21 protein-coding genes are annotated in these 20,808 nt (G+C 59.7%); 12 read left to right on the forward strand and 9 right to left on the reverse strand.

Annotated elements, in window-relative coordinates; translation table 11 throughout:
- The first annotated feature begins 20 nt into the window (after window positions 1-20).
- The 3 genes from mprF to FFH90_RS24555 all read left to right on the forward strand — a co-directional run bounded on the left by mprF (window position 21) and on the right by FFH90_RS24555 (window position 4,759).
- A complete protein-coding gene (gene mprF, locus FFH90_RS24545; protein ID WP_018926943.1) occupies window positions 21-2,663 on the forward strand; it encodes a bifunctional lysylphosphatidylglycerol flippase/synthetase MprF in 2,643 nt (880 codons plus the stop codon).
- Window positions 2,663-3,958, forward strand: coding sequence for a virulence factor family protein (locus FFH90_RS24550; protein WP_064619969.1), 1,296 nt, complete (start codon window positions 2,663-2,665; stop codon window positions 3,956-3,958). The genes mprF and FFH90_RS24550 overlap by 1 nt, the downstream gene beginning before the upstream one ends.
- Window positions 3,959-4,432: 474 nt before the next feature.
- A complete protein-coding gene (locus tag FFH90_RS24555; protein WP_086944782.1) occupies window positions 4,433-4,759 on the forward strand; it encodes a DUF3077 domain-containing protein in 327 nt (108 codons plus the stop codon).
- Window positions 4,760-4,820: 61 nt separating this feature from the next.
- Here FFH90_RS24555 and FFH90_RS24560 read toward each other — a convergent pair whose 3' ends face one another.
- Window positions 4,821-6,722, reverse strand: coding sequence for a potassium transporter Kup (locus FFH90_RS24560; protein ID WP_019580976.1), 1,902 nt, complete (start codon window positions 6,720-6,722; stop codon window positions 4,821-4,823).
- A gap of 290 nt (window positions 6,723-7,012) precedes the next feature.
- Between FFH90_RS24560 and rimO the strand changes: the two genes are divergently transcribed.
- The 6 genes from rimO (at window position 7,013) to tsaA (ending at window position 12,181) form a co-directional block, all read left to right on the forward strand.
- Window positions 7,013-8,350: a 30S ribosomal protein S12 methylthiotransferase RimO gene (rimO, locus tag FFH90_RS24570; protein WP_018926946.1), complete on the forward strand. Its 1,338-nt coding sequence runs from the start codon at window positions 7,013-7,015 to the stop codon at window positions 8,348-8,350.
- A 125-nt stretch (window positions 8,351-8,475) separates the two neighbouring features.
- Entirely contained in the window at window positions 8,476-8,949 is a 474-nt protein-coding gene (locus tag FFH90_RS24575) for a GNAT family N-acetyltransferase (protein ID WP_018926947.1), read from the forward strand.
- Between the two features lie 128 nt (window positions 8,950-9,077).
- Window positions 9,078-9,788, forward strand: a complete 711-nt coding sequence (locus FFH90_RS24580; RefSeq protein ID WP_019580978.1) for an rRNA pseudouridine synthase — start codon at window positions 9,078-9,080, stop codon at window positions 9,786-9,788.
- Between the two features lie 75 nt (window positions 9,789-9,863).
- A complete protein-coding gene (locus tag FFH90_RS24585) occupies window positions 9,864-10,334 on the forward strand; it encodes a DUF1456 family protein (RefSeq protein ID WP_018926949.1) in 471 nt (156 codons plus the stop codon).
- Window positions 10,335-10,526: 192 nt separating this feature from the next.
- The gene (locus FFH90_RS24590) at window positions 10,527-11,297 is read left to right on the forward strand and encodes an SDR family oxidoreductase (protein WP_138866239.1); all 771 of its coding nucleotides are present in this window, start codon (window positions 10,527-10,529) and stop codon (window positions 11,295-11,297) included.
- A 185-nt stretch (window positions 11,298-11,482) separates the two neighbouring features.
- On the forward strand, window positions 11,483-12,181 hold the full coding sequence (gene tsaA / locus FFH90_RS24595) for a tRNA (N6-threonylcarbamoyladenosine(37)-N6)-methyltransferase TrmO (RefSeq protein ID WP_018926951.1): 699 nt from the start codon (window positions 11,483-11,485) through the stop codon (window positions 12,179-12,181).
- 149 nt (window positions 12,182-12,330) lie between these two features.
- Here tsaA and fpr read toward each other — a convergent pair whose 3' ends face one another.
- Entirely contained in the window at window positions 12,331-13,110 is a 780-nt protein-coding gene (fpr, locus tag FFH90_RS24600) for a ferredoxin-NADP reductase (RefSeq protein ID WP_002554680.1), read from the reverse strand.
- 122 nt (window positions 13,111-13,232) lie between these two features.
- Between fpr and FFH90_RS24605 the strand changes: the two genes are divergently transcribed.
- A complete protein-coding gene (locus tag FFH90_RS24605; RefSeq protein ID WP_018926952.1) occupies window positions 13,233-14,159 on the forward strand; it encodes a LysR family transcriptional regulator in 927 nt (308 codons plus the stop codon).
- Here FFH90_RS24605 and FFH90_RS24610 read toward each other — a convergent pair.
- The 3 genes from FFH90_RS24610 to FFH90_RS24620 all read right to left on the reverse strand — a co-directional run bounded on the left by FFH90_RS24610 (window position 14,156) and on the right by FFH90_RS24620 (window position 16,212).
- Window positions 14,156-14,518, reverse strand: coding sequence for a diacylglycerol kinase (locus FFH90_RS24610; protein ID WP_018926953.1), 363 nt, complete (start codon window positions 14,516-14,518; stop codon window positions 14,156-14,158). The genes FFH90_RS24605 and FFH90_RS24610 overlap by 4 nt on opposite strands.
- Window positions 14,519-14,593: 75 nt before the next feature.
- Entirely contained in the window at window positions 14,594-15,244 is a 651-nt protein-coding gene (gene erdR / locus FFH90_RS24615) for a response regulator transcription factor ErdR (RefSeq protein ID WP_138866240.1), read from the reverse strand.
- A gap of 209 nt (window positions 15,245-15,453) precedes the next feature.
- The gene (locus tag FFH90_RS24620) at window positions 15,454-16,212 is read right to left on the reverse strand and encodes a tRNA-uridine aminocarboxypropyltransferase (protein WP_018926955.1); all 759 of its coding nucleotides are present in this window, start codon (window positions 16,210-16,212) and stop codon (window positions 15,454-15,456) included.
- Between the two features lie 190 nt (window positions 16,213-16,402).
- Between FFH90_RS24620 and FFH90_RS24625 the strand changes: the two genes are divergently transcribed.
- Window positions 16,403-16,828, forward strand: a complete 426-nt coding sequence (locus tag FFH90_RS24625; protein ID WP_018926956.1) for a PA3611 family quorum-sensing-regulated virulence factor — start codon at window positions 16,403-16,405, stop codon at window positions 16,826-16,828.
- Here FFH90_RS24625 and FFH90_RS24630 read toward each other — a convergent pair whose 3' ends face one another.
- Window positions 16,829-17,023, reverse strand: a complete 195-nt coding sequence (locus FFH90_RS24630) for a hypothetical protein (protein ID WP_018926957.1) — start codon at window positions 17,021-17,023, stop codon at window positions 16,829-16,831.
- A gap of 490 nt (window positions 17,024-17,513) precedes the next feature.
- On the opposite strand from FFH90_RS24630, the gene FFH90_RS24635 reads away from it, so the two are divergent.
- A complete protein-coding gene (locus FFH90_RS24635; RefSeq protein ID WP_138866241.1) occupies window positions 17,514-18,632 on the forward strand; it encodes a TIGR00730 family Rossman fold protein in 1,119 nt (372 codons plus the stop codon).
- 42 nt (window positions 18,633-18,674) lie between these two features.
- On the opposite strand, the gene recX is transcribed toward FFH90_RS24635, so the two are convergent.
- The 3 genes from recX to FFH90_RS24650 form a co-directional block, all read right to left on the reverse strand.
- Window positions 18,675-19,142: a recombination regulator RecX gene (gene recX, locus FFH90_RS24640; protein ID WP_026286484.1), complete on the reverse strand. Its 468-nt coding sequence runs from the start codon at window positions 19,140-19,142 to the stop codon at window positions 18,675-18,677.
- An 8-nt stretch (window positions 19,143-19,150) separates the two neighbouring features.
- Window positions 19,151-20,203 (reverse strand): recombinase RecA, encoded by a 1,053-nt coding sequence (gene recA, locus FFH90_RS24645; RefSeq protein ID WP_007940559.1) that lies wholly within the window; start codon window positions 20,201-20,203, stop codon window positions 19,151-19,153.
- Window positions 20,204-20,286: 83 nt separating this feature from the next.
- On the reverse strand, window positions 20,287-20,787 hold the full coding sequence (locus FFH90_RS24650; RefSeq protein ID WP_019647843.1) for a CinA family protein: 501 nt from the start codon (window positions 20,785-20,787) through the stop codon (window positions 20,287-20,289).
- Between the last annotated feature and the right edge of the window lie 21 nt (window positions 20,788-20,808).

The raw sequence follows: 20,808 nt of genomic DNA on the forward strand, positions 1-20,808 counted from the left end.
CACAATCCAAGAGGTGATTGATGCGCGCCAACTCGTCTGATCCACAAGACACCGTCACAGCGACACAACCGATCAAAGCCGAGCGTCTGCGCTTGCTGGATCGAATCAGCAAATACCGTCAACCCATCGGTCTGGCGGTCACTTTGCTGCTGTTCGCCATCGCGCTGATTGCCTGTCGTCACCTGCTGAGCGAACTCGATCTGTACGCGCTGCACGACTCGATCCTGGAAGTGCCGAGACCGGCCTTGCTGGGAGCGTTAGGCGCGACCGTCGTCGGCTTCATCATTCTGCTGGGTTACGAATGGTCGGCCAGCCGTTATGCCGGCGTGACACTGGCGCCGCGAGTCGTGGCGCTGGGGGGCTTCACCGCCTTCGCCATCGGCAATGCCATCGGTCTGTCGCTGCTGTCGGGGGGCTCGGTTCGCTACCGTCTATATGCACGGCATGGCGTGGGGGCTTCGGAAGTCGCGCACATGACGCTGTTTGCCAGCCTCTCGCTCGGCTGCGCCCTCCCGCCCCTGGCCGCCCTCGCCACCCTCAGCAACCTGCCCGCCGCCTCGCTGGCCCTGGGTTTCTCCGAGACGTTGCTGGGTGCGATTGCAGGGGCCGTGCTGCTGCTCGCCACGGTACTGGCGATCGGTATCTACCGCCGTCGCTTGCCGGAACAGCCTTACCCGGACAACCTACTGGTCAAGGTCGGCCGCCGCACCTTGCGCCTGCCGGGCCGCCGCCTGACCTTCCTGCAACTGGTCATCACAGCCCTGGACGTGGCCGCCGCCGCGACAGTGCTCTATCTGTTGCTGCCCGAAGCGCCACCCTTCGGTGCGTTCCTGCTGGTCTATCTATTGGCCCTGGCCGCTGGCGTGCTCAGCCATGTACCCGGCGGTGTCGGGGTGTTCGAAGCGATTTTGCTGGCGGCCTTCGCCGACAAGCTCGGTGCCGCACCACTGGCTGCCGCCCTGCTGCTCTACCGCCTGATCTACGTGATCTTGCCGCTGCTGGTGGCTTGCGTACTGCTGCTGATCAACGAAGGCCAGCGCCTGTTTCAGACACGCCAGACGCTACGCGCCGCCTCAGGCCTGGCCGCGCCGATTCTGGCGGTGCTGGTGTTCCTGTCCGGCGTGGTGTTGCTGTTCTCTGGCGTAACGCCGGAGATCGATACGCGCCTTGAACACATCGGCTTTCTGATCCCGCATCGACTGGTCGACGCCTCGCACTTCGGCGCCAGCCTGGTGGGCGTGCTCTGCCTGCTGCTGGCTCAGGGCTTGCGTCGCCGCCTGTCGGCCGCGTGGATGCTGACCACTATTCTGTTGTTGGTCGGCGCCGTGCTCTCTCTGCTCAAAGGCTTCGATTGGGAAGAAGCCAGCCTGATGACCCTGACAGCAAGTTTGCTGGGGGTTTTCCGGCGTTCGTTTTACCGTCCCAGCCGCCTGACCGAGCTGCCGTTTTCGCCGCTGTATCTGGTGTCGAGTCTTTGCGTACTCGGCGCATCGATCTGGTTGCTGCTGTTCGCCTATCAGGACGTTCCGTACAGCCATCAACTCTGGTGGCAGTTCACCCTCGACGCCGACGCCCCGCGAGGTTTGCGTTCGTTGCTGGGTGCCGCGGTGCTGCTGGTGGTGGTGTCCCTGACGTGGCTGCTGCGTACCGCGCGTCCGATAATCCACCTGCCAACCTCCGATGAACTGGAGCGCGCGGCTAATATCCTCATGGCCTCGTCCCAACCGGATGGCGGCCTGGCCCTGACCGGTGACAAGGCGCTGCTGTTTCACCCCAACGACGAGGCGTTCCTGATGTACGCCCGCCGTGGCCGCAGCCTGGTAGCGCTGTATGACCCGATCGGCCCGACCCAGCAACGGGCGGAAATGATCTGGCAGTTCCGTGACCTGTGCGATATCCACCACGCCCGCCCTGTGTTTTATCAAGTGCGTGCCGAGAACCTGCCGTACTACATGGACATCGGCCTGACTGCGATCAAGCTCGGCGAAGAAGCCCGGGTCGACCTCAAGCGTTTCGATCTCGAAGCCAAAGGCAAAGAGATGAAGGACCTGCGCTACACCTGGAACCGTGGCACCCGTGACGGCCTGTCGCTGGAGATCCATGAGCCGGGGCAAGCGCCGATGGACGAGCTCAAGGTGATTTCCGATGCCTGGCTGACCGGCAAGAATGTGCGCGAGAAAGGCTTCTCGCTTGGGCGTTTCAGCGATGACTACCTCAAGCACTTCCGTGTCGCGGTGATTCGTTTCGAAGGGCGCCCGGTGGCGTTCGCCAACCTGCTCGAGACCTACGGTCATGAACTGGCCAGCCTCGACCTGATGCGCGCACACCCCGACGCCCCTAAGCTGACCATGGAATTCATGATGGTCGGCCTGATTCAACATTATAAAAATCATGGATACGCGCGCTTCAGCCTGGGCATGGTGCCATTGTCGGGGTTGCAACCCCGGCGCGGCGCACCACTGACCCAGCGCTTGGGCTCGATGGTGTTCCGCCGTGGTGAGCAGCTGTATAACTTCCAAGGTTTGCGCCGCTTCAAAGACAAGTTCCAGCCTGACTGGGAACCCCGTTATATGGCCGTGCCCGCCGGACTCGATCCGCTGGTGGCCCTGGCCGACACTGCCGCCCTGATTGCGGGCGGCTTGACTGGATTGGTGAAACGCTGATGATTCAACGCTCCCTGCGGTACGTACTGGCCACACTGGTAGTGCTGGCCCTGATTGTCGGTAGCGGTTACTGGTACCTGAAACGCCCGGCACCCGAACCGACCCTCGAACTGCTGACGCCAGCCGATGGCGCCGCGATGACCCGCGTCATCCCCGGCACCACGCCGCGCGCGCAGGTGCTGGTGGCGGTCAATGAAGAGCAGAAGCTCAGCGATAAACAATTGATGACCCTGAGCCGCAGCGGCTCGGCGCAGATCGTCCAGGTGATCCTGCCCAAGGACTGCATCCAGCAAAGTCGCGCTCTGCAGGCAGGCCTCAGAGAGCTCAAAGGCCCGGCAACCCTGGTCAGCGGCATCGGCCCTGGCGCCGTGCTGGCGTGGCGCTGGCTGGCCGAGCAGAAGGACGACAAGGCCCAGGCCATTTCGGTTGACCTGGCCCTGGAGAAACCTGGCTGCACTCATCTGCTGCCAAAAAGTGCCGCCCACGGTCACTGGCTGGTGGCCTGGAACGACAACCCGGACGACACCAGCGCCGGCTTCGTGCGTGACCAGCCCAACGCCGAAACCAGCATCAGCGACTACGACATCAACCTGCCGCAAGTACTGAACAACGAACTGCGCAAAACCCTCGTCGGTGGCGATAAAGCCGCTGGCGGCCTGCAGATTCCGGTGGTCGAAGTGCCAGCCGGCCAAGCCAAGGACACCGTGACCCTATTCCTCTCCGGCGACGGCGGCTGGCGCGACCTGGACCGCGACGTGGCCGGCGAGATGGCCAAGATCGGCTACCCGGTGGTCGGCATCGATACCCTGCGCTACTACTGGCAGCACAAGAGCCCGGAACAAAGCGCCCTGGACCTGACCGAACTGATGCAGCACTACCGGCAGAAATGGGGCACCAAGCGCTTCATCCTGACCGGCTACTCATTCGGCGCCGACGTTCTGCCGGCCATCTACAACCGTCTGCCGGAAGCCGAACAGCAGCGGGTCGACGCAATCATCCTGCTGGCCTTCGCCCGCACCGGCAGCTTCGAGATCGAAGTCGAAGGCTGGCTCGGCAACGCCGGCAAAGAAGCCGCCACCGGCCCGGAAATGGCCAAGCTGCCGCCGGCGAAAGTGGTGTGCATCTACGGAGAGGAAGAAGTCGACGAGAGCGGCTGCACCGACAAGACCGCCGTGGGCGAAGCGATGAAACTGCCTGGCGGCCATCACTTCGACGAGAACTACCCGGCGTTGGCACAGCGGTTGGTGGATGCCATCGTGAAGCGTCAAGCGAAGGAGACGGCGGCTCAGGAGTGATCTGAGTCCCGGGATACAAAAAAGCCCCCGACACCTTATGGTTGCGGGGGCTTTTTCATTAGCACGCAATTTAACCGCACCACAGGGGGCTGCGCTGAACTCAGATAAATGGGGACATGTTTAGTCTCGTTTACAGAAGGTGTCACAATATCGGATGACGCCCGCAGACCTTGTAGGCAAACTCCGAATCTCGCTTTTTGGGCACTTTGCCGCCTTGTTGCGTTTTTCTTCGACGGGATACTCTCCGGACGTCGCTGACCATTCAGCGATCGGGCTTGGAAACCCGTCGGATACTAGCCGCAACAGCGCCCCTTCATGATTGCATGCGTTTTTTGTGATCATGAGTTATGGCAGCTGTGCGTGGGACGCCCTCGGGCGTGCCGGTTTCCTAGTTCCCGGTTTCCAACCTGCGTACAGCTGTCACCCATTCGCTTGGAAACGAATGAGTCAGCTCCTCAACTAGGATTTTTGACTATGACTAAAATTGATGTTTCCGCGATTTCAGAACTAAAAACCCTCGGCTTCACCCCTCTCATCTACTGCTCGGATCAGGCGCTATTCAACGTCCGCGCCGGCGTCCCCATCGTTGATGCATTGTCACAAGCCTCCGACCTGCTGTTCCTCGCCAGATCATTTACCGAGGATGCAGCCTACGCAAAAGACACCGACCGCCACGCCTGGGCCGCGCATTATTTGACGGCGATGAGTAAGGCGGTGATTGATGATGTGGTGAAGGTGCTGACCCCGCGACCCGCCCGAACAAAGACCGAATCTGAAGAAGAATTGCCTGAAAGCAAGTAAAGGCACAGACACAAAAAAGCCCCCGCTACCTTCATGGCAACGGGGGCTTTTTCATGGGGGCTTACATCTCGACCTGGGTACCTAGTTCAATCACCCGGTTCAGCGGCAGATTGAAGAAACGCAGGTTGCCATTGGCGTTTTTCAGCATGAAGGCGAACAACGCCTCGCGCCAGCGGGCCATGCCTTCGAGCTTGGAGGCGATAACTGTCTCGCGGCTGAGGAAGTACGTGGTGCGCATCGGGCTGAAGTCCAGGTCATCGAGATGACACAGTTTCAGTGCTTGCGGCACGTCCGGCTCGTCGGTGAAACCGAAGTGCAGGATGACCCGGAAGAAGCCTTCGCCGTAGGAATCGACCTCGAAACGTCGTTGCGGCGGTACGCGCGGGATGTCTTCGTACACCACTGTCAGCAACACCACTTGCTCGTGCAGCACCTGGTTATGCAGCAGATTGTGCAACAACGCGTGGGGCACGGCATCCGGGCGAGCGGTAAGGAACACAGCGGTGCCCTGGACCCGATGTGGCGGTTGCACGCGGATACTGCTGATGAAGATCGGCAGCGGCAACCCGCCTTCGTCCAGGCGATCGACCAGCAGTTGCTTGCCGCGTTTCCAGGTGGTCATCAGGACGAACAGTGCGATACCGGCGATCACCGGGAACGCACCACCCTGAACGATTTTTGGCACGTTGGCGGCGAAGTACAGACCGTCCACCAACAGGAAGCCGAGTAACACCGGGACCGCAAGAACCGGTGGCCACTTCCACAGCAGCAGCATCACCGCCGACACCAGAATCGTGGTCATCAGCATGGTCCCGGTCACCGCCACGCCGTAGGCCGAGGCCAGGGCACCGGAGGACTCGAAGCCCAGTACCAGCAGGATCACGCCGACCATCAGCGCCCAGTTCACCGCGCCGATATAAATCTGCCCTTGTTCGGCACTGGAGGTGTGCTGTATGCGCATGCGCGGAATGTAGCCGAGCTGGATCGCCTGGCGGGTCAGGGAGAATGCACCGGAGATGACCGCTTGCGAGGCAATCACCGTGGCCATGGTCGACAACGCGACCAACGGGATCAGCGCCCAGCTTGGCGCCAGCAGATAGAACGGGTTGCGGGCGGCTTCCGGATCACCGAGCAGCAATGCGCCCTGACCGAAGTAGTTCAGTACCAGTGCGGGCAACACCAGGATGAACCAGGCCCGAGCGATCGGCTTGCGACCGAAGTGGCCCATGTCCGCGTACAGCGCCTCGGCACCGGTCAACGCCAGCACCACGGCGCCAAGAATCGTGATCCCCATGCCTGGATGGTCCATGAAGAAGCGTACGCCCCACACCGGGTTTATCGCCTGCAACACTTCCGGGTGTTGGTTGATGCCGTACACGCCCAGCGCGCCGAGTACCAGAAACCAGGTGACCATGATCGGCCCGAACAGAATGCCGATCCGGGCCGTACCATGACGCTGGATCAGAAACAGCGCCACCAGCACGATCAACGACAGCGGCACCACCCAATGGTCAATGCCTTCGAAGGCCAGCCCCAGCCCTTCGATCGCCGAAAGAACGGAAATCGCCGGGGTGATCATGCTGTCGCCGTAGAACAGCGCCGTGCCGATCAGCCCGCAGACAACCAGCAGCGTGCGCAATTTTGCATGCCCCCCCGCCGCTCGTCGTGCCAGCGCGGTCAAGGCCATGATCCCGCCTTCGCCCTGGTTGTCGGCACGCAGCACGAACATCATGTATTTGATCGACACGACCCAGATCAGCGACCAGAAGATCAGCGCCAGAATGCCCAGCACGCCGTCATGGTTGACGGGCACGCCATAGCCACCGGAAAACACTTCTTTTAGGGTGTACAACGGGCTCGTGCCGATGTCGCCATAAACCACTCCGACCGCCGCAACCAGCATGCTGATCGGCTTCGCCGCCGAATGTCCGCCGGCTATCGCCTGACTACTTGCCTGCCCCATCCATCACTCCTACTACTCAGATCCGGGCTTCTTCAAAGAAGCACTATGATTTGTGGTGCAGCATGCACTGTTTTACTTGTTGTTACAGACGATTTATTGACTGTAAAAAATCGGTAAAGCGTAAAGGCGCGAAGCATAGCGCAGCACTCGTCGTATTTCCCTGCATAAAGCTGGTCAAGTGCGCCGCCCATCGTTAGAATTGCGCACTTTTTGACCAGAGGGTGCAACATAGCGCCCGTCTGTCGCCTTGCCGTCATCGGCTGGAGGCGTCACAAATACCGAGGTTAGACATGTCCACCACTCCTGCGCCGGCCAATCCAAAGGTTGGCTTCGTATCCCTGGGTTGCCCGAAAGCACTGGTCGACTCCGAGCGCATCCTTACCCAGCTGCGCATGGAAGGCTACGACGTTGTGTCCACTTATCAGGACGCCGACGTCGTGGTGGTCAATACCTGCGGCTTCATCGACTCGGCCAAGGCTGAGTCCCTGGAAGTGATCGGCGAAGCCATCAAGGAAAACGGCAAGGTCATCGTGACCGGCTGCATGGGCGTCGAAGAAGGCAATATCCGTAACGTGCACCCGAGTGTGCTGGCCGTGACCGGTCCGCAGCAGTACGAGCAAGTGGTCAACGCCGTGCACGACGTCGTGCCGCCGCGTCAGGACCACAACCCGCTGATCGACCTGGTGCCGCCGCAAGGGATCAAACTGACCCCGCGCCACTACGCCTACCTGAAGATTTCCGAAGGCTGCAACCACAGCTGCAGCTTCTGCATCATCCCGTCGATGCGCGGCAAACTGGTCAGCCGCCCGGTCGGTGACGTGCTCGACGAGGCCCAGCGCCTGGTCAAGTCCGGCGTCAAAGAGCTGCTGGTGATTTCCCAAGACACCAGCGCCTATGGCGTCGACGTGAAATACCGCACCGGTTTCTGGAACGGCGCGCCGGTGAAAACCCGCATGACCGAACTCTGCGAAGCCCTGAGCACCCTCGGTGTCTGGGTTCGCCTGCACTACGTTTATCCGTACCCGCACGTCGACGAGCTGATCCCGCTGATGGCCGCCGGGAAAATCCTGCCGTACCTGGACATCCCGTTCCAGCACGCCAGCCCGAAAGTCCTCAAAGCCATGAAACGCCCGGCTTTCGAAGACAAGACCCTGGCCCGCATCAAGAACTGGCGCGAAATCTGCCCGGACCTGATCATCCGTTCGACCTTCATCGTCGGCTTCCCCGGCGAAACCGAAGAAGACTTCCAGTACCTGCTGAACTGGCTGACCGAAGCCCAGCTGGACCGCGTCGGCTGCTTCCAGTACTCGCCCGTCGAAGGCGCACCGGCCAACGATCTGGACCTGGAGATCGTTCCGGACGACGTCAAGCAAGACCGCTGGGATCGCTTCATGGCGCACCAGCAGGCCATCAGCTCGGCACGCCTGCAAATGCGCATCGGCCGTGAGATCGAAGTGCTGGTGGACGAAGTCGACGAGCAAGGCGCGGTTGGCCGCTGCTTCTTCGATGCCCCGGAAATCGACGGCAACGTGTTCATCGACAACGGCAGCAACCTGAAGCCGGGCGACAAGGTCTGGTGCAAAGTGACTGACGCCGACGAATACGACCTGTGGGCTGAACAGATCTAAACGCAAAAAATACGAAAAGCCCTGCTCTCTTGACGAGATGCGGGGCTTTTTTACGTCTATCGTTTTGTGGGAGAAAAAACTCGCAGCCTTACGGGAACGGCTCTTAACAGAAGGAGCAAGCGGCCATGCGCCAACATTCGGTCATTTACACACCGAAACAGAGCGACTACGAAGAACTCACCCGCGTGTGGGAAGCCTCGGTGCGCGCTACCCATGACTTTCTGCCCGACAGCTACATCGAACTGCTGAAGAACCTGGTCCTGACCCGCTACCTCGACGCCGTCATGCTGATCTGCACCAAAGACTCGCGCCAGCGCATCACCGGGTTCGCCGGCGTGGCAGCGGGCAAGATCGAAATGCTGTTCATCGATCCGGATCACCGTGGCCAAGGCCTGGGCAAGCAATTACTGCGCTATGCCCTGGAACACCTGAACGCCGATGAGCTGGACGTCAACGAGCAGAACCCACAGGCCCTGGGTTTTTACTTCAAGCAGGGCTTCGAGGTAATTGGTCGTTCGGAGCATGACGGTATGGGCCAGCCTTACCCGTTGCTGCACATGCGTTTGCGCCAGGGCCAGCAACTGGCGCGCAATGGCTGACACACCATGGCGCCATGTGGGAACGGGCTTGCTCGCTCCCACATTAAAAACACATGAGGCAAATGGACCCGCGATTAACCGGCGCCAGGCAGGTACAATGCCCACCCCTTTTTTGTTACGGCCCTGTCATGACTGACCCGATTCGTCTCTCCAAACGCCTCATCGAACTCGTCGGCTGCTCCCGTCGGGAGGCTGAGCTGTTCATCGAGGGCGGCTGGGTCACCGTCGACGGTGAAGTCATCGACGAGCCGCAGTTCAAGGTCGACACCCAGAAAGTCGAGCTCGACCCAGAGGCCAAGGCCACCGCGCCGGAGCCGGTGACCATCCTGATGAACGTTCCGGCAGGCATGGACGCGGACAGCGCCATGGCGACCCTCAGCGCCGCGACCCTGAGCGAAGAACACCGCTACGGCAAACGTCCGCTCAAGGGCCACTTCCTGCGCCTGACCGCCAGCGCCGACCTGCAGGCCAACGCCAGCGGTCTGCTGGTGTTCACCCAGGACTGGAAAATTCTGCGCAAACTCACCGCCGATGCCAGCAAGATCGAGCAGGAATATGTGGTCGAGGTCGAAGGCGACATGGTGGCTCACGGCCTCAACCGCCTGAACCACGGCCTGACGTACAAGGGCAAGGAACTGCCGCCGGTCAAGGCCAGCTGGCAGAACGAAAACCGCCTGCGCTTTGCCATGAAAAACCCACAACCGGGCGTGATCGCCCTGTTCTGCCAGGCCGTCGGCCTCAAGGTCGTCGCCATCCGCCGCATCCGCATCGGCGGTGTGTCCATCGGCAAAGTGCCGTTGGGGCAATGGCGCTACCTGTCCGGCAAAGAGAAGTTCTAAGGCTTTTCCCGCCGCCATACATTTCGGCGCCGCAGCTTCATGCGGCGCCCACAGCGAAATATCAGGACTGCACACATGATTCATAACGACGTACTGCGCAGCGTGCGCTACATGCTCGACATCAGCGACAAGAAAGTCATCGAGATCATCAAGCTCGGCGGCATGGACGTCACGCTGGAAGACCTGGTGACGTACCTCGACAAGAAAGAAGAAGACGAGGAAGGTTTCGTACGCTGCCCGGACGAAGTCATGGCGCATTTCCTCGATGGCCTGGTGATCTTCAAGCGTGGCAAGGACGAAAGCCGTCCGCCGCAGCCGATCGAAGTGCCGGTGACCAACAACATCATCCTGAAGAAATTGCGTGTCGCCTTCGAACTGAAGGAAGACGACATGCACGCGATCCTCAAGGCCGCCGAGTTCCCGGTATCCAAGCCTGAGCTGAGTGCGCTGTTCCGCAAATTCGGCCACACCAACTACCGCCCGTGCGGCGATCAATTGCTGCGCAACTTCCTCAAGGGCCTGACCCTGCGCGTGCGCCCGCAGTAAATCGCGCCGCGCGCCCTGTAGGAGCCGGCTTGCTGGCGATGGCGATCTTGAGAACGCCATTGCCAGCAAGCCGACTCCTACAGGGCGGTCGCAGACCAATCTGTATAGATGTTCATTCCGCGCAAAAATAGTGGCTCCGCTTCCGGCGGCTGAAGACTAGGGTGTATTGACCCTCAGCTCTCAGGACTCGCCATGCATCCCTACTTCTCTCTGCAAGGCCGCACCGCTCTGGTGACCGGCGGCACCCGCGGTATCGGCAAAATGATCGCCAAGGCTTATGTCGAGGCCGGCGCCATCGTGTACGTGTGCGCCCGGGATGCCGAAGCCTGTCAGCAAACTGCCGATGAGCTGAGTGCCTTCGGGATTTGCCACGCCGTGGCCGCCAACCTGGCGCATGAAGAAGGCGTTCAACAACTGGCCGCGCAATTGAGCGAACAGATCGGTCAGCTGGATATTCTGGTGAACAATGCCGGTACCACCTGGGGTGCGCCGCTGGAGAGTTACCCGGTCAAGGGCTGGGAAAAAGTCATGCAGCTCAACGTCACCTCGGCGTTCAACTGCATCCAGCAATTTCTACCGCTGCTGCGCAAGGCCGGTTCGGCGGCGAATCCGGCACGGATCATCAACATCGGTTCGGTGGCCGGGATTTCTTCCTTCGGCGAACAGGCGTATGCCTACGGCCCGAGCAAAGCCGCCCTGCATCAACTGTCGCGGATTCTGGCGCGAGAGTTGGTGAGCCAGCACATCAACGTCAACGTAATCGCACCGGGACGTTTCCCGAGCAAGATGACTCAGCACATCGGCAACGATGAGCAGGCGCTGGCCGAGGACACGGCGTTGATTCCGATGAAGCGCTGGGGCCGGGAGGAAGAAATGGCGGCGCTGGCGATTAGCCTGGCAAGTACGGCCGGGGCGTATATGACCGGGAATGTCATTCCTTTGGATGGCGGGTTTAGTCTCTAGATCGGCGGCGCGGCTATCGCGGGCAAGCCACGCTCCCACAGGTTTTATGCCGTACACAACATTTGCGTTCACTCGAGAACCTTGTGGGAGCGTGGCTTGCCCGCGATGACGGAGTAATAGGCAGCACCGATCTCGAGGCCGCTCGGGTTATCATGCCGCCCTAATCCCGGCCTCGACCCCAGACCATGACCTACAGCGTTTCCCCCATCGGCTTCGTGCGCTCCTGCTTCAAGGAGAAGTTCGCCATTCCGCGTCAACCGCAACTGGCCCCGGCCGCTCGGGGCGTACTGGAGCTGGTGGCGCCGTTTGATCAGGGTGATGCGGTGCAGGGGCTGGAGCAGGTCAGCCACGTGTGGCTGCTGTTCCTGTTCCATCAAGCGCTGGAAGAAAAGCCACGCCTCAAAGTCCGCCCTCCGCGTCTGGGCGGTAACAAATCCATGGGCGTGTTCGCCACCCGCGCGACGCATCGTCCTAACGGCATCGGCCAGTCGGTGGTCAAACTGGACAAGGTCGAAGCCAATCGACTGTGGATCTCCGGCATCGACTTGCTGGACGGCACGCCAGTTCTCGACATCAAACCCTACGTGCCCTACGCCGACATCATCGACACGGCGTCCAACGACATCGCCAGCGCCCCGCCGCTGCTGATTCCCGTGCAGTGGACGGACTCGGCCCTGCAACAGGCCCACGGCCACGCTCAGCGGCTTGGCGAGCCTCTGGTCGAGTTGATCGAGCAATGCCTGGCACAAGACCCACGCCCGGCGTACCAGATTCCTACGCCTGAGCGCGAATACGGCGCGCAGTTCTGGGATCTGGATGTGCGCTGGCATTACCCTGAGACGGGCGTGATCCGCGTCCTGGAAGTCATTCCCGCAAAAGCCTGAACCCCGGAAACGAAAAAGCCCGCATGACCTTCTCAGGTCATGCGGGCTTTTCTGTGCACTACGCCATTGAATGTAGGAGCCGGCTTGCTGGCGATAGCGCTTTGAAGTTTGCCATCGCCAGCAAGCCGGCTCCTACAAGTGACCTTCGGTCACTTCTCGACGAACGCACGCTCGATCAGGTAATCACCCGGCTCGCGCATCCGCGGCGAAACAGTCAGGCCGAAGCTGTTCAACACTTCGCTGGTCTCGTCGAGCATGCTCGGGCTGCCGCACAGCATGGCGCGGTCGTCCTGCGGGTTGATCGGCGGCAGGCCGATGTCGCTGAACAGCTTGCCACTGCGCATCAGGTCGGTCAGGCGGCCTTCGTTTTCGAACGGCTCGCGGGTCACGGTCGGGTAGTAGATCAACTTGTCACGCAGGGCCTCACCGAAGAACTCGTTCTGCGGCAGGTGCTCGGTGATGAATTCGCGGTAAGCGACTTCGTTGACGTAACGCACGCCGTGGCACAGGATCACCTTTTCGAAACGCTCGTAGGTTTCGGGGTCCTGGATGACGCTCATGAACGGCGCCAGACCGGTACCGGTGCTGAGCAGGTACAAATGCTTGCCAGGCTTCAAGTCATCCAGCACCAGGGTGCCGGTAGGCTTCTTGCTGATGATGATCTCGTCGCCTTCCTTCAGATGCTGCAACTGGGAAGTCAGCGGGCCATCAGGCACTTTGATGCTGAAGAACTCGAGATGCTCTTCCCAGTTCGGGCTGGCAATCGAGTAAGCGCGCATGAGCGGCCGGCCGTTGGGCTGTTGCAGGCCGATCATCACGAACTGACCGTTCTCGAAGCGCAGGCCCGGATCGCGGGTGCACTTGAAGCTGAACAGAGTGTCGTTCCAGTGATGAACACTGAGGACACGCTCGTGGTTCATGTTGCTCATGTACGTGGGACTCCTGGAGATTTTGCCTGCGCCAATGATGTGCACAATTGCATCGCATTCTAATGGCAGCGACAATATCTGTTAAATGGATTATTAAGATAAGGGTTATCGGTTATATCGATATGCGATTTACTCTCCGTCAACTTCAAGTATTCGTCGCCGTCGCCCAGCAGGAAAGCGTATCCCGTGCCGCGGGCCTGCTCAACCTCTCGCAATCGGCGGCGAGCACCTCGATCACCGAGCTGGAGCGCCAGTGCAGCTGTCAACTGTTCGATCGCGCCGGCAAACGGCTGAGCCTCAACGCACTCGGCAAACAGCTATTGCCGCAAGCGGTGGCCCTGCTCGATCAGGCCAAGGAAATCGAAGACTTGCTCAACGGCAAGTCCGGTTTCGGCTCCCTGGCGGTCGGTGCGACCCTGACCATCGGCAATTACCTGGCCACCCTGCTGATCGGCAGCTTCATGCAGCGCCATCCGGAAAGCCAGGTGAAGCTGCATGTGCAGAACACCGCCAACATCGTGCAACAGGTGGCTCACTATGAAATTGATCTGGGTCTAATCGAAGGCGACTGCAGCCATCCGGACATCGAAGTGCAGAGCTGGGTCGAAGATGAACTGGTGGTGTTCTGCGCGCCCCAGCATCCGCTGGCTCAACGCGGTATTGCCACCATGGAGGAGCTGAGTCATGAGGCGTGGATTCTCCGAGAACAAGGCTCGGGCACGCGGCTGACCTTTGACCAGGCCATGCGTCACCACCGCAGCGCGCTGAACATTCGCCTGGAACTGGAACACACCGAAGCGATCAAGCGCGCGGTGGAATCGGGTTTGGGGATTGGCTGCATTTCGCGCCTGGCGCTGCGCGATGCGTTCCGTCGTGGCAGCTTGGTGCCGGTAGAAACACCGGATCTGGACCTGGCGCGGCAGTTCTATTTCATCTGGCACAAACAGAAATACCAGACCTCGGCGATGCGCGAGTTCCTCGAACTGTGCCGCGCCTTCACCGCCGGGGTTCAGCGCAGCGACGAGATCGTTCTGCCTGCCATCGCTTAAAGCAGGATCACCGCCCACACCAGCGCGATCATGCTCAACGCTACGAGTTGAGCGGCGCTGCCCATGTCCTTGGCGTTCTTGGACAGTGGGTGCCGCTCCAGGGAAATGCGGTCGATGGCCGCTTCGACCGCCGAGTTGAGCAATTCGACGATCAGCGCCAACAGGCAGACTGCAATCAGCAGCGCCTGCTCGACACGGCTGACATTCAGGAAGAACGACAGCGGAATCAGGATGGCATTGAGCAACACCAGTTGCCGGAAGGCCGCCTCGCCAGTGAAGGCCGCGCGCAGGCCGTCAAAGGAATAGCCGGAGGCGTTGAGGATGCGTTTTAGGCCGGTCTGGCCTTTGAAAGGTGACATAGAGTAAGCAACTGACCAAAAAGGAGTGGGAAAGCTAGAGCAAGCAAAGTCAAAAAAGCGTGAATACATAACACCTTAGTGGCTCGAAATTGACTCAAGTTGTTGCAAGAGCAGCGCCGCCTGAGTCCGGGTCCGTACATTCAGCTTACGGAAAATCGCGGTGACGTGGGCCTTGATCGTCGCTTCGGAAACGCTCAATTCGTAAGCAATCTGCTTGTTCAGCAAACCTTCACAGACCATGGTCAACACCCGGAACTGCTGGGGCGTCAGGCTGGCCAGGCCTTCACTGGCAGCCTTGGCTTCGTCGGAAACGCTGACGGCGTCGAAGGCCTGGGGCGGCCAGAAAACGTCACCATCGAGCACCGCGCGCACGGCTTTTTGAATAACACTCAAATCACTGGACTTGGGAATGAAACCACTGGCGCCGAATTCACGGGACTTCACCATGATCGACGCTTCTTCCTGCGCCGACACCATCACCACTGGAATCTGCGGGTACTGACCGCGCAACAGCACCAGCCCGGAAAAACCGTAGGCCCCTGGCATGTTCAGGTCCAGCAACACCAGGTCCCAATCGGCCTTTTCGGTCAGACGGCTTTCCAGCTCGGCAATGCTCGCCACTTCCACCAGCCGGACATCCGGGCCCAGGCCCAGGGTCAATGCTTGATGCAAGGCACTACGAAAAAGAGGGTGGTCATCGGCAATCAGGATTTCGTATGTGGCCATTTTTCAAATGATCCTGTTTTTCAAACAACTCCAGGTGCAGCCACGCAGATGCACCAACAGGGCACGTTCAACGCCAATCACATGGCTATTCACGTAAAAATACGGCGTATCAAACGATGGCCGCGCCCCAATCGGCGCCAAGCATGCCCAGCGAAACCGGGGTGGTCAAGATACATAACCGGTACAGTTCTTTGCAGTATGGGCGACAATCAGAACATGGCGGGGACGTCGTTATGAACAAACCGCATCAGCTCGGCGTGGGCCGGTGTGGCGAGGTTCATGTCCAGCTGTTTTTTCGCGTCCAGATAATGCTGACTGAACACGTCGAAATAAGCGTCCAGCGCTGACGCAGCCTCGGTATCACCGGCCAGATCGAGACACAGTGCAGCCACTTCAGCGGTGCATAAATGTTCACTACGGGTGGAGCGGCGCAGTCGATAACGTGACAGTTTTTCGGGCAGCAGGCTCAAGATCGGCAAGCGATCAAAATACGGGCTCTTGCGAAAGATCTTCCGGGCTTCGGTCCAGGTGGCGTCCAGCAGAATGAACAGCGGGCGCTTGGTGCTATCGACCGCGACACTGTGGGTAACTCGCTCGGGTTCGACGTATTCGCCCGGAAACACCAGGTACGGTTGCCATTGCGGATCGGCCAACAGCGCCAGCAGTTGCTCATCAGTCTCGGTACGCGACCAGATGAATGCATGATTGTCACGCACCACATCAGCGATCAGCCAACCGGTGTTACTTGGCTTGAATACTTCTTTGTTGGTCATGATCAGGCACACGCCCGAGCGGGCCTCGACCGACGGGCGCCAGGCACACAGGCAATGACTTTCAATCACGCGGCAATCACGGCATCGCGGCGCTCTCCAGCCACGGGCCTGAATCGGCTTGATGCCCTCCTCCTCTCGCTGATCGCGCAAGCGGGCGACGGCGTTTGCGGCAAAGCGCGGGGTGACAGGGTTCATCGCAGGCAGCACCGTAGTGGATGGAAAATCGACACGAAAAACACTCGCAAGGGCAAAAAAGTCGCGGCAGTTTATCAGAGCAGCCGGTGCAAGCCTGTACCGCTCAGACCTCCTCCCCTATAATTCGCCGCCACTGAACGCACAGTCATGTGCCTGGTCGAACCACCAGTCACTGAACCAGGAGAGTTTCATGCTGCGCCTTATCGTTCCCACCGCTGCCATTTTGCTGGCGTCGTCCTTTAGCGCTCAGGCTGCATCCTTGAGTGAGCAGAATCTCAACAGAGAGCTGCGAAACGTCGCCGTACAAAGCAGCGTTGGCACTCCACGGGCGATCAACGAAGACATTCTTGATCAGGGCTACACTGCCGAAGGAAAAGTGCTGATCAACCACTTGAGCGTGCAAAGCAGCCACGCCGAAAAAATGCGCGCCGATCCCAAAGCGGTGTACTTCCAGCTTGGCGCCTCCGTATGCAGAAACCCAGGGTTCCGCAAGCTGATGGCCAAGGGCGCGATCATGCGTTACGACTTCACCGAGGTGAAGACCAACCGTCCGGTCGGCTCCGCAAGCTTCCAGGACTCGGACTGCCCGAAAGAGACTCCCGCGAAGAAGAAATAATTACCTGGCATTGGCGCGCCGCTGTTCATCCTCGGCGCGCAGCTCTGCCAACAGCGCCTGCAAGTAACGCGAACGTCGCTCACCACCCTCCAGACGTCGGCAGCACTCTTCTTCGAGACTCAAATGATGAGTCTCGGCCGATGCTTTCAGCAATCGATACAGTTGCGCATCGATCTCCAGAGTCACTCTGGGCATGGTTTCCCGCCTCCCTGCATGCATTGATCGCCGTTGATCACGCGATAAATCCCTGAATTGCTTGAATGTTGCGTCCTGCCGTTGACGCAAAGTTGTCGTGTCACGCCTGTAACTTAGTAAATCAGAGCGCGAGACATGCGGCTTGCGTTCAGACGAGCGGTGAAAGCACCTTGCAAATCGTCAATAAGCGGTTGCCAGGAAAGACTTTGCGGCGCAATGATCAAGCCAGCGAAAATCGTTGCGAGGGTCTAAATTCAAAGTGTTCATGTTGTTTTTTAAGGGCAGAAAAGGGGCTGCCCATTACGGTGTCTTATTGTGCGAACGTTTCTTTCATTCAAGGGATAAGCAGAGCCCGTATGAATGGCTCGATTGCAACCGAGTCAAGTAGAGCGCCCAGGCATGGGCTTGGGCAGACAGCGACACAAGGGGTGTCGCGGCGCCGACAATTGTTTTGTCGGGGCCGAGGGTTCTGTGCAGAAGGAGAAGTTGAATGCCTTACCAACCGAATGACCTACTGAGCCGTCATTTTCAAGAAAGCGGCCACGACCTCACCAGCAAGGTCGAAGAACAACTCAACCTGGTTTCACCCAACAGCCCCAACATCCCGATTTACCGCGACATGATCCTGACCGTGCTACGCATGGCCCAGGAAGATCACAACCGCTGGAATGCCAAGATCACCCTGCAAACCCTGCGTGAACTCGAGCACGCTTTCCGTGTGCTGGAGCAGTTCAAGGGACGGCGTAAAGTTACCGTTTTCGGCTCGGCCCGCACGCCGATAGAACACCCGCTATATGGTCTGGCCCGAGAACTGGGCGCCGCCCTGGCGCGCTCGGACCTGATGGTCATCACCGGTGCCGGTGGCGGCATCATGGCGGCGGCCCATGAAGGTGCCGGCCTGGAACACAGCCTGGGATTCAATATCACCCTGCCCTTCGAGCAACATGCCAACCCCACGGTCAATGGCACCGCCAACCTGCTGCCCTTCCACTTTTTCTTTACCCGCAAGCTGTTCTTCGTCAAGGAAGCCGACGCGCTGGTCCTGTGCCCAGGCGGTTTCGGTACGCTGGATGAAGCACTGGAGGTGCTGACCCTGATCCAGACTGGCAAAAGCCCGCTGGTGCCCGTGGTGCTACTGGATGCGCCAGGCGGCACATTCTGGCAAGGCGCGCTGGACTTCATTCACCATCAACTGGAGGAAAATCGCTATATCCTGCCGACCGACATGAAGCTGTTGAGCCTGGTCTATAGCGCCGAAGATGCTGTGGAGCAGATCAACCAGTTCTACAGCAACTTCCACTCCAGCCGCTGGCTCAAGCATCAGTTCGTGATTCGCATGAACCACAAGCTCAGCGACCGGGCACTTGAACACATGCAGGAGGCATTCGCCGACCTGTGCCTGAGCGATCATTTCCATCAGCATGCCTACAGTGGCGAGGAGCACGACGAAGCGCAGTTCAGCCATCTGGTGCGCTTGTCCTTTACCTTCAACGCTCGTGATCATGGCCGTCTGCGAGAATTGGTGGATTACATCAACCTGCCGGAAAACTGGGCCCAGTCCAGACCCCAGGCGCAGCAACGCACACGGGAACCGTCCAAGGTAACGTGATGCAAAAAAACGGCCCGCTATCGAAATAGCGAGCCGTTTCAGTCAATCGTCCATCCCTCGGCCGCTGAACAAGCGGCTGATCATTTCCATGGAATATCCCCGATAACTCAGGAACCTGCCCTGTTTGGCACGTTCTCGGGCGTCTATCGGTAAATGCCCGGAAAACTTGCGCCGCCAGGTGTCTTCCAGTTGCTCCTGCCAATCGATACCACTCTCGCGCAAGGCGAGCTCAATGTCGGTACGTTGCAGGCCACGCTGGCTCAGCTCTTCGCGAATGCGCAAAGGGCCATAACCGGAACGGGCACGGTAGGAAACAAAGCTTTCGAGGTAACGGGATTCGGACAACAAGCCCTCTTCCGTCAAGCGGTCGAGTGCTGTGTCGATCATTTCAGGGGGGGCGCCGCGCTGACGCAGTTTACGCGTCAGCTCGACTCGACCGTGCTCGCGTCGCGCGAGCAGGTCCATTGCGGTTCGCCGCACCGCGACGAGTGTATCGAGTACGGCGGTCATCGGATCGATCAGATATCAGCGTCAGCCAGGTCGTCTTCGGTCTCTCTGACGGCCGAAGCCTTGACGTCCGGTGCCGGGGTCAGCAGCTTGTCGCGCAGCTGCTTCTCGAGAGTCGCGGCGATTTCCGGATTGTCTGCCAGGAACTTGGCCGAGTTGGCCTTGCCCTGACCGATCTTGGTGCCGTTGTAGGCATACCAGGCACCGGACTTCTCGACGAAACCGTGCAGCACACCCAGGTCGATCATCTCACCGTTGAGGTAGATGCCCTTGCCGTAAAGAATCTGGAACTCGGCCTGACGGAACGGCGAAGCCACCTTGTTCTTCACGACTTTGACGCGGGTTTCACTACCGACGACTTCATCACCTTCTTTCACCGCGCCAGTACGACGGATGTCCAGACGAACCGATGCGTAGAACTTCAGCGCGTTACCACCGGTGGTGGTTTCCGGGCTGCCGAACATCACGCCGATTTTCATGCGGATCTGGTTGATGAAGATCACCAGGCAGTTGGCGTTCTTGATGTTACCGGTGATTTTACGCAGCGCCTGGGACATCAGACGGGCTTGCAGGCCCACGTGCATGTCGCCCATTTCGCCTTCGATTTCAGCCTTTGGCACCAGAGCGGCCACGGAGTCGACGATGATCACGTCAACGGCGTTGGAACGCACCAGCATGTCGGTGATTTCCAGTGCCTGCTCGCCGGTGTCCGGCTGGGAAACCAGCAGGTCGTCGACGTTGACGCCCAGTTTGCCGGCGTACTCAGGGTCGAGAGCGTGTTCGGCGTCGACGAATGCGCAGGTCGCGCCGGCTTTTTGAGCCTGGGCGATCACCGACAATGTCAGGGTGGTTTTACCGGAGGATTCAGGACCGTAGATTTCAACGATACGGCCTTTTGGCAGACCGCCAATGCCGAGCGCGATGTCCAGACCCAGAGAGCCAGTGGAAATGGCCGGGATCGCCTGACGGTCCTGATCGCCCATACGCATTACGGCACCCTTGCCGAATTGACGTTCGATCTGACCCAGGGCCGCAGCCAAGGCTTTCTTCTTGTTGTCGTCCATTAAAGTCCTCACGTAATCAATAAGGCCTGACGGCCAACACCTGTATAAGTAGCCAGTATTATTCCACAGCGTTTCAGGATCGCCTACCCCTGATTTGAGATTTCTCCAGCGGTATGCCGCAGCAGCCCCTCTAGCGCGGCCTTCACCGTTTGTCGGCGGACCTCGTCGCGGTTACCGGCAAAGTGCTGGACCTCGCTGAACACCTGCTCACCGACGCCCCAGGCCAGCCACACCGTGCCCACGGGCTTGTTCGGCGAACCGCCATCCGGCCCCGCCACACCGCTGACCGCCACGGCAAAACGCGCCCGGCTTTTTTCCTGTGCGCCCCGGACCATGGCCTCGACCACCTCGCGACTGACCGCACCGACGGTTGAAAACAACTCGGCCGGGACATTCAATTGCTGGGTTTTCTGACGGTTTGAGTAGGTGACATAACCGGCCTCGAACCACGCCGAGCTCCCCGGAATGCGGGTGATCGCCTCGCTGATCCCACCGCCGGTGCAGGACTCGGCGGCAGTGACGTGGGCATTGAGAAGCTGCAAGCGTCTGCCGAGTAGATCGGCCAGATGAGTGATCTCTTTCACGGCTCTCTCCTGATCGAGCGG

Source organism: Pseudomonas sp. ATCC 43928, assembly GCF_005938665.2.
Lineage (GTDB): Bacteria > Pseudomonadota > Gammaproteobacteria > Pseudomonadales > Pseudomonadaceae > Aquipseudomonas.